Genomic DNA, 1,858 nt, shown 5'->3' on the forward strand with positions numbered 1-1,858 from the left:
AACCCCGGCCGAAGCCGGGGTTCCTGGGACACACGAAGATCGCGAGGATCAGTTGTGCCGCGCCTGCAGGGTGACGTTGCTGAACGCACGCACGCCCACCAGCTTGACGTAGTACACGCCGGCGGCGGGACCGTTGATGCGGACCACCTCGCTATTGCCCGGTCGGGTCGAGTTCCAGTCGCCAGCCCCGGCCTCCGGTTCGGCGTCCAGGCTCACGTGCAGCGACACATCGCCGCTGCCGCCGCTGGTGGTGATGCTCAGCGGACCGTTCACGCCCGCCGGCACCTCGATCGCATACAGCGCCTCGCTGCCCGCCGCCCCGCTCAGGCCGCGCACCGGCACCTTGTTGACCAGCGGCGTCGCGTCCGGCTCGCACTGCTCCACTTCCGGATCGCACGGCTCCTCCAGCGCCGCATCCAGCGCCGCCACCGGATCGACGATGCCGGTGCCCAGCGGCGTGCTCGACGGGATCGACACCGGGAACGCGCGTGCCGAGTCCTTCAGCAGCGCTTCCATGTCGGCCGGGCTCAGTGGATCGCGTTCGGCCGCCACCAGCGCGCTCTGCACCAGCGCCGCCACCGCCGCCACGTGCGGCGCGGCCATCGAGGTGCCGGCATAGCCGGTGTAGAGGTAATCACCCGAGTCCGGCGTGGTTGCCGCATCGGAACCGGCCTGCAGGATGTAGCCGTCCCAGCCATCATTGCCCGTGTCCGCGCCGCCGCCGCCGCCCGGCGCCGACAGGTCGACCAGGTCGCCGTAGTTCGAGTACGACGCCTTGCCGCCGGTGATCCGGGTGGCGCCCACCGCGACCACGTTGTCGCAGCTGGCCGGGCGGAAGTTGGCGACGTTGCCGTTGCTGTTGCCGGCCGCGACCACCACCGTGCTGCCGTTGGCCGTCGCGGTGTCGATCGCGGTCTGGTAGACCGCGTCGCAGGCCGAGCTGCCGCCCAGGCTCAGGTTGATGACCTCGGCCGGGTGCTCGTTGGCCGGAATGCCGTCGACGCTGCCGCCCGAGGCCCACACGATCGCGTCGGCGATGTCGGACAGGTAGCCGCCGCAGCGGCCGAGCACGCGCACCGGCAGCACCTGGGCGCCGTGGGCGACGCCGGCCGCACCGAGCGCGTTGTTGGTGCTCTCGGCGACGGTGCCGGCGACGTGGGTGCCGTGCCAGGAGCTGTCCTGCACCGGCGAGCCGGCGTAGCACTCGCTCGCCACCGGGTTCCAGTCGCCGTAGTCGAGCGCGCCGGGGACACGGTCGTCGGTGTCGCGGCGGGAGACGAAAGCGTCGGAGATGAAGTCGTAGCCTTCCAGCAGCTGGCCGGACGACATGTCGGGATGCTCGGGCAGGATGCCGGTGTCGAGCACCGCCACCACCACGCCGTCGCCGGTGTTAACGTCCCAGGCGCTCTCGGCATCGATGCCGCCGGGATTGTCGGTGCGCAGGTTCCACTGGTACTGGGCGAAGAACGGATCGTCCGGGGTGAACTGCGGCTGCGCGCCGGTGGCCGGGCTCAGCGCATAGTCGCGCTCGTCGACCACCGCGTACTCGACCGCCGGATCGGCCGCGATCTCGCGCACCAGCGCCTCGAGCGCAGCGTGATCGAGCTTCTGCGACAGGCGCAGCAGGTCCGCGCCGATGCCGAGCCGGCGTAGGTGCGCCGCGGACACGGCGGCACCGCGCCCGGTCTTCATGCTCGCGCCCGAGCGCGCCGCGGCGGACTCGACGACACGCGACTTGGCCATGTTGCTGGTGCTCTCCAGGCTGCCGTCGCGATACTTCACGATCACCCGGGCGCCGGCCTGGGCGGCAGCGGTCGGCTGGGCGATCTTCGAATCACCGATCACCGCCTGCGGACCG

1 protein-coding gene is annotated in these 1,858 nt (G+C 71.6%); it reads right to left on the reverse strand.

The genetic code is table 11. The features are described from left to right. Positions 1–48: 48 nt before the first annotated feature. On the reverse strand, positions 49–1,858 hold a 1,810-nt coding region (locus tag FXO19_RS18980), incomplete at its 5' end, for a S8 family serine peptidase (RefSeq protein ID WP_149196680.1).

This window comes from Luteimonas suaedae, from assembly GCF_008312895.1.
Taxonomy (GTDB): Bacteria; Pseudomonadota; Gammaproteobacteria; order Xanthomonadales; family Xanthomonadaceae; genus Luteimonas; species Luteimonas suaedae.